Origin of the sequence: Chamaesiphon sp. VAR_48_metabat_135_sub (assembly GCF_031418915.1) — a bacterium.
Classification (GTDB): Bacteria; Cyanobacteriota; Cyanobacteriia; order Cyanobacteriales; family Chamaesiphonaceae; genus Chamaesiphon.
Window position 1 is genome coordinate 1 of sequence record NZ_JANOJV010000273.1, and the last position, 7,337, is coordinate 7,337.

A 7,337-nucleotide genomic window follows, 5' to 3' on the forward strand; every position below is an offset into this window, starting at 1 on the left:
TATCTGCCATCCACTGACGCAGTGCCATATTATCTGCACATACCGCATAAACAAAGTAATTATCTTTGTTTAAAGTAAGTAAGATATTTTTAAAGTATATTTCATGATGTCCTTTCCATGTAGAAACATCAATTAACAAAACATTTTTCATCGACACACCACAGAATATTTCCGATCGAACCTCATTGCTTAATCGCTTCCATATACAAGGAGTCTGGTTTATAGGTACTCCCATCTGGCTCTGTATCAAGATTAAAACTCTTCCAGTCTGGAATATAGCTTTCGCTAGCCAAACGCGGTACGACATCACTAAACCCATTACTCTCTAGAATAACTCTGAGCGAATAACGATCGTACATCCATTGATGAATCTCACCACGCTGACGAAACCGACCAATTTGCAAATTGTCATACTCCGATCCTAATAGCACTTTTAAAATTGATTCTCGACCATTATTGAGTACATTTCGACCGTAAGTCGTCGGATAGCGGATAGTTCGATAAATTGATTTCACCAATTGCTCGACTGGATTTTTACTGTCTACAGATTCTGTAGATACTGTTTTTTCCCAATGATGATAACCGCCCTGAATCATTTTTTTCGCTTCAACACCGCATCGCTCTAGCACAAACTGTTCATTCGGCACTGTTTCTCGCTGAAAATATTTAACCATTTCTCCACCAGGGCAATTTCTGACTGTTTGATCGTACATTTCTAATAAGATCCAATCATAATTAGCCGTCCAATCCTCCGCTCCAGCATTCGCTCCGTCGAGTGCATGGAGATAAGTTTTGGCAATTTGTTCGAGGTCGGGAATTGCGATTCTCAGCACACCTTGAGGGCGCAAAACACGATAACATTCTGCAATAAAAAATTTAGCAGTATCTTGGGAAAAGTGTTCCAGCACATGGGAGTGATAAACCACATCAAAAGAATTATCTGGAAACGGAATTCCTTGAGTAAGATTATGGGCAATTACACCGTCGAGAGTAGAAACAAAATCGATATTTGTCCAGTCAGTATGGATGCGTTTTCCACAGCCTAAATTTAGTAGTTTCATGATGATGTAAATAAAAAGCCCCAGTATTCTGGTTGTTCGGGTGCATTGTGAACGAAAGGCGAAGCTTGTGAGACAAACTCACGTACTAATTTGAGACCTAAATTATTTGCAGCACTAAGGAATTCTGCTCGATTAAAACACCAACATAAATATTCAGTATCATAGCCATATTGATATGGACGTTGAACTATTACATAACCAGGCACTTGATGAACGATGGGTATTCTGGTTATTAGTAAATATCCATCTGTTGCTTTGGCTAATCCTTTGAGGGCTAGTTTCCAATCTTGAGAATACTGAAACGAGGCACTAGCTAAAACAAAGTCATATTTTCGCTGTAAGCAACTATCGTCACTATAAAAATGAGCTTGTGAAAATAATTGCTGTCCGTATTCTGCTAATACGGGTACGTCCTTACAATGATAATCAATTTCGACATCAGGTAAGAGCTTTTGACCGATCGGATAATAATGACCGATGCCGCCACCCCAATCTAACATCGATAGTGCCGACTTATGATGCGATGCTAGAGCTAAAGCATAGCCATAGACCATCATAATGTTATGAAACATTAGATTCGTCCGCGCTTGGGCACCAGATTCGGGAGAAATACCTAAGGGTAAGGTATTGTCAATATTCTCCATGAAAGTTGACCAATTTGCCTGATATGCAGCGAGAACAGATTCAACATTCCAACCCTTGATATTAGCATCTCGATCGAGTCTCGCCCATCCTTCGGGAATATATTCCCACTCTAGGTTAGACTTAGGATCGATCGATCCAGATCTGAGCTTATTTAAGCCCTTTAGGACCACTGGAGGCACTAAATCTCTCAATATATCTTTAGCTTTATTTGAGTTATTCATGAACTTTAATAACGCATTCGATAATATAATTTACTTCTTCATCAGTCAATTCGGGATGTAGAGGTAGACTAATAATTTCTCCAGCAAATTTCTCGGTAATCTCTAGATACTGACCCTGATCTCGACATTCAGGATAGGACTTTTGGAGATGAATTGGAATTGGATAATGAATCATTGTCGCCACACCTTTTTCCGCTAATTGTTGCTGAAACAGATCGCGTTGCGGAACGCGCAAGACATACAGATGATAAGTATGAAAATTACCTGCTGCTTCTTGGGGACAAATAACATCTAAATCCTTAAAAGCGGCTGTATAAAGCTTCGCAATTTCTCTACGTCTTTGATTACCCGCATCTAAATATGGCAACTTGACAGTTAAAATTGCTGCTTGTAGCTCATCTAGACGACTATTAAAACCTTTAATCGCATGGTGATAACGTTTTTCTTGTCCATAGTTACGCAACTTGCTAATTGTATCTGCTAATTCGGCATCATTAGTTAATACCAAACCAGCATCACCAAAAGCTCCTAGATTCTTACTTGGATAAAAACTAAACGCTCCTGCAACACCCATTGTTCCAGCTACTCGTCCTTTATATAAAGAACCGTGAGACTGAGCACAATCCTCAATCACCTTCAAACCGTGACGATTGGCAATTTCCAGAATCGGGTCCATATCGGCACATTGTCCGTATAAATGAACGGGTACAATTGCTTTAGTTTTGGGGGTAATTCTGGCTTCAATCTTGGCTGGATCGATCGTAAATGTTTCTGGGTTAATATCTACTAAAATCGGCACCCCCCCAGCAAAGGTAATCGCCGATAAAGTGGGAATACAGGTATTAGCAACGGTAATTACCTCATCTCCAGATTCGATCCCAATTGCTACCAGTGCGAGATGGATCGCTTCAGTTCCAGATCCAACTCCGACACCATATTTAGCACTACAATAATGGGCAAATTTACCTTCAAATAGTTTGCATTCTTCACCCAATACAAACCAACCGCTTTCATAAACAGTTTTAGTTGCAGCATCTATTTGCTCTCGTAGTTGCAGATATTGCCGTTTCAAATCGCCAAAAAGTATATTCATTATTTATCGAGGTAGTGCGGTAAATTTTCTTTGTAATAAGTTAGCATTTTGCTTAAACCATCCTTGAGCGATACTTTCGGTTCCCAACCTGTAAGCTGAGAAAATTTCCGATAGTCGCCGTAATAGTCCCCGATATCAATCCGTTTTTTCTCTGGTGGAAATGGCACTAGCTCAAACGATCCACTACCCTCAATCTCAACCATTAGTCTGACTAGATTCAGTAGATTAATCGGTTCGGGGCTACCTAAGTTAAACACTTGTCCGAAACATGCTGGATTAGCACCAGCAATTAACAATGCATCTACGACATCATCGACATAGTTGAGATCGCGAATTTGTAAGCCATCCCCAAAAATTTTGATACCTTCGCCTTGAATAATTTGACGGATAAAAACGGTAATAAAGCCTTGCCGATTGTGCTTCATTAACTGTCTGGGGCCATAAGTATTCGTCAATCGTAAAGATACTGTATTGAGATCGTAAACATCATGATAGAGAATGTGATACCACTCGCCAGCGATGCTATTAATCGCATTTACATCAGTTGGATAAATTGGATGCTTTTCGTCAACTGGTAAATACTGGGGTTTTCCATAAACTTGGCGAGTTCCCGTAAACACAATCTTAATATTGGGATTGAATTTACGACAAGCTTCGAGGACGATAACTTGCGCTCTAGCATTGATATCTAGATCCGTGAGCGGATCGATCATACTATCAATATGACTGACTTGTCCGGCTAGATTAAATAGATAATCTTGCCCTTGAACTAAATACGCCATACTCGGAGCATCTCGCATATCTGAAAAATTTACAGTTACGCGATCTTCGATCGATCTAATATTAAATAAATTTCCACCATATTCAGGAATCATCGAATCAACGAGGGTGACTTTTGCCCCAAGTTCGACCAGTTTAATGGCGAGATTACTACCGATAAATCCCAAACCACCAGTAATTAAAACTTTTTTGTCTTGGTAATTATTAAGCATAATAAAAGTATTTCCCTTTTCTGATGTCGATAATTACTTGCTCGATCAGTTTAGATAGAGCAAAGGGATTTTTAGGGACTTTTGGTAAATTAACTAAACCACCTGCAAAACCTGGAAGATGATTTCTGACTTGTTGGTATGCTGCTTGAATCTCTTGGAAATATACTTTGTAAATCCACTGAGAAACAGCCGCATTAATCTCATAATAACTACAAGAATAGCCAATATTAAATGGATGAATTTTGAAAGCATGAAAGTGATAAAAAATTACGGGAACCTCATCGACAAATACCTCTCGATCGATCGAATCAATCTGATACTGAATAACATTCCAAGGTGCTAATCCTGCACCTAAATGCTCGACTACATGAACTCCAGTAAATCTTGTCGCCCAATCATCCAAATATTTTTGATCGCCAAATTTATTATCTTCAGCTCTAGCAAAACACCATTCTAAACATCTTTCTCGCCACCAATTCAGAGCCTTCAATCCCTCGGTGTCGCGCTTGAACATCACGAATTGAACGTTGTATATACCACTAGTAATTGCTGTCTTCTCTAATTCAGGGATATATCGATGTTCTGTTAACAAAATGGAGGCATCCTTATCTTCGGCAAAAATTGGCTCTGGAGAAGAGAAGAATCTTAAATCTGCATCTAAGTAGGTAACTGCATCGACATGTGGTTCTGTATTGAGAACATATAGTGCAGTTGAAGGCGTACAAGTCCAGCAATATTCTTTCTGGCTGCGCTCGGATTTGATTCTTAATAGTTCCTTATCTTCAAATTCAGCCAGAGATACTAAAGTCAGATGCTCTAACTTTAGATCTGTGAGAATTTTATGGGCTAAATCGTCAAAACAAATTACCCATAAATGAAAACTTTCGGAATGTTTGCGGAGAGAATTGTACATTACCAAACCACGGGTTAGGTAATTACTATCAAATAAAGTAACATAGTATCTCATGGTTCGATCGGGGTTTCATGTTCGAGGAAGGATGGAATTGCTCTAAAATCTTAGTAGAATATCGTTGTTTAACAAATATTCAAGGTTTAATTTTAACTTTCAACTTTCAACTTAGCTTTAACCTCCGTCCATTCAGAAGGTACCCAATATTTTCCAACTAGCGGAGATACATCGTGAAATCGCGATTCTGCTTCAATTTCGATCGTGGCACAGAGCTTCACATAATCGATATTTACTTTAGCAGCAGCATCATTAATCCAAGGACTGAGTAGATAGCGACCAGGGCATAGCCCCAAATTATCAAGCCGAACCTGAACTGTTAAGAGATTGTCTATTCGCCCTACTTCAAAGTTACTATGAGTCGATCGAATATCTAAAATATATTCGCCGAATGAATCATGAATAATTACTCCAAACGAAGGATTAAAAATTGGCTCGTTAAATTTTGTATGTAATCTAAAGCAAAGATCGTCACCAATTGAAAAATTTGTAGTTTCATTACCCTCTCCATCAGTAATCACAAAACTTGTAATTTTTGCGGCTTTAGTTGTTTCGCGATCTTGCCAATCAGTTAGATCGACAGTACTGCTAACATGTGCGTCAGATAGATAATGACTGATAATATCTAAAGGTTTGCCAACTTTATGAACTTGTCCAGCTTTTAACAGAATTCCCGTACTGCATAAATGTTTGATCGTTGCCATATTATGGCTGACAAATACAACAGTTCGCCCTTCATTGCCGATTTGCTCCATTTTACCCAAACATTTTTGTTGGAATTGAGCATCGCCCACTGCCAAAACTTCATCGACAATCAAGATTTCCGGTTCTAGATGTGCCGCGACAGCAAATGCTAGCCGAACGTACATCCCCGAAGAATAACGTTTTACGGGTGTATCTAAAAACTTTTCAACTTCTGCAAAAGCAACGATTTCATCAAACTTACGTTGAATTTCGACTTTTCCCATCCCCAGAATCGCCCCATTGAGAAAAATATTTTCTCGTCCGGTTAATTCTGGATGAAAACCGGTACCTACTTCTAGTAAACTCGCTACCCGTCCTTTGATGCGGATCGATCCTTTTGTCGGTTCGGTAATGCGGCTCAAAATTTTGAGTAGTGTCGATTTTCCTGCTCCATTTCGTCCGATAATCCCAACTCTATCGCCCTGTTTTATCTCAAAACTAACATCTTTTAATGCCCAAAATTCTTCATAAGTTGAATCGGCTGAAGATTTACCCTTCAACTTATCGACTAAGTTCTTGGAACTATTGGAGATCGTATCCCGCAATGTCGCATAGCGTTCTTGACGCTGATGTCCCAGTACATACTTCTTACCTAAATTTTCGACCCTAATTACGGTATCAGACATAAACTCTTCTTGTATCCCTCCATTAAATATCTAGTTTCCAGACTTAAATTACGTCGGCAAATGTCCGTTCCATTTTGCGGAAATAGGCAATTCCGGCGATGAGCAATACCGCCACCAGTCCTAATGACAGTGCAAAGCCTGGTAAATAGAGCTTTGATTCCCCGCCTAAAATTGACCAGCGAAACCCATCAATTACTCCCACCATTGGATTGAGGGAATAAAGTAACCGCCACTGTTCGGGGACGATACTGCTGCTAAATCCGACTGGCGAAATATATAGTCCAAATTGAACGATAAATGGCACGATAAAGCGAAAATCTCGATATTTAACATTCAATGATGCTAATAATAAACCAGCTCCGATCGAAGCCGCAAACGCGATCGCTACAAATACTGGTAGCATCAGAATCCGCCAACTGGGAACATAGTTATACCAAGCCATCAATCCCAATAAGATGATGCCCGAAATCATGAAATCTACAAAACTCACAACTACCGCACTCACTGGGACGATCAATCGCGGAAAATAAACCTTGGAAATTAAGTTAGAATTGCTAATCAAACTATTACTACATTCAGCTAGAGAATTAGCAAAGAACTGCCAAGGTAGCATCGCCGAAAACACCAGAATCGGGTATGGCACTCCTTCTGATGGCAATTTGGCTAAATTTCCAAATACTACTGTAAACACTACCATCGTCAGAAATGGCCGAATCAACGCCCATACAACACCGATTGCTGTTTGCTTATAACGGACTAAGATATCGCGCCAAGCCAAAAAGTAAAATAGTTCGCGGTACCGCCACAGATCTTTCCAATATTGTTTCTCCGCTCGTCCCGCTTCAATCAGCAGTTCGGGTTTAGAGTCTGTAGTTCTTGCATTCATGATGGGAAGTATCTATATTTTCTTACTAATAAACTCAGATCTTTCGATCCAGCTAAAAATGACGATGTTGATGCCAATTCCATGCATGTTCGACAATTTTTG

General features: G+C 39.5%; 7 protein-coding genes. All 7 read right to left on the minus strand.

Translation table 11 applies throughout. The features are described 5' to 3' along the window. Positions 1-182: 182 nt before the first annotated feature. A complete protein-coding gene (locus RMO55_RS19270) occupies positions 183-1,061 on the minus strand; it encodes a methyltransferase domain-containing protein (RefSeq protein WP_310429321.1) in 879 nt (292 codons plus the stop codon). Next, a complete protein-coding gene (locus RMO55_RS19275) occupies positions 1,058-1,927 on the minus strand; it encodes a hypothetical protein (RefSeq protein ID WP_310429323.1) in 870 nt (289 codons plus the stop codon). The genes RMO55_RS19270 and RMO55_RS19275 overlap by 4 nt, the downstream gene beginning before the upstream one ends. Then, positions 1,920-3,020 (minus strand): DegT/DnrJ/EryC1/StrS family aminotransferase, encoded by a 1,101-nt coding sequence (locus RMO55_RS19280; protein WP_310429325.1) that lies wholly within the window; start codon positions 3,018-3,020, stop codon positions 1,920-1,922. Before RMO55_RS19280 ends, RMO55_RS19275 begins: the two co-directional genes overlap by 8 nt. Continuing rightward, positions 3,020-4,012, minus strand: a complete 993-nt coding sequence (locus RMO55_RS19285) for an NAD-dependent epimerase/dehydratase family protein (RefSeq protein ID WP_310429327.1) — start codon at positions 4,010-4,012, stop codon at positions 3,020-3,022. The genes RMO55_RS19280 and RMO55_RS19285 overlap by 1 nt, the downstream gene beginning before the upstream one ends. Further along, positions 4,005-4,979 carry a hypothetical protein gene (locus RMO55_RS19290; protein WP_310429329.1) on the minus strand — a complete coding sequence of 325 codons (975 nt, stop codon included), beginning with the start codon at positions 4,977-4,979 and terminating at the stop codon, positions 4,005-4,007. Before RMO55_RS19290 ends, RMO55_RS19285 begins: the two co-directional genes overlap by 8 nt. A 92-nt stretch (positions 4,980-5,071) precedes the next feature. Further along, the gene (locus RMO55_RS19295) at positions 5,072-6,349 is read right to left on the minus strand and encodes an ABC transporter ATP-binding protein (RefSeq protein WP_310429331.1); all 1,278 of its coding nucleotides are present in this window, start codon (positions 6,347-6,349) and stop codon (positions 5,072-5,074) included. Positions 6,350-6,392: 43 nt separating this feature from the next. Next, positions 6,393-7,235: an ABC transporter permease gene (locus tag RMO55_RS19300; RefSeq protein ID WP_310429333.1), complete on the minus strand. Its 843-nt coding sequence runs from the start codon at positions 7,233-7,235 to the stop codon at positions 6,393-6,395. Positions 7,236-7,337: the final 102 nt, after the last annotated feature.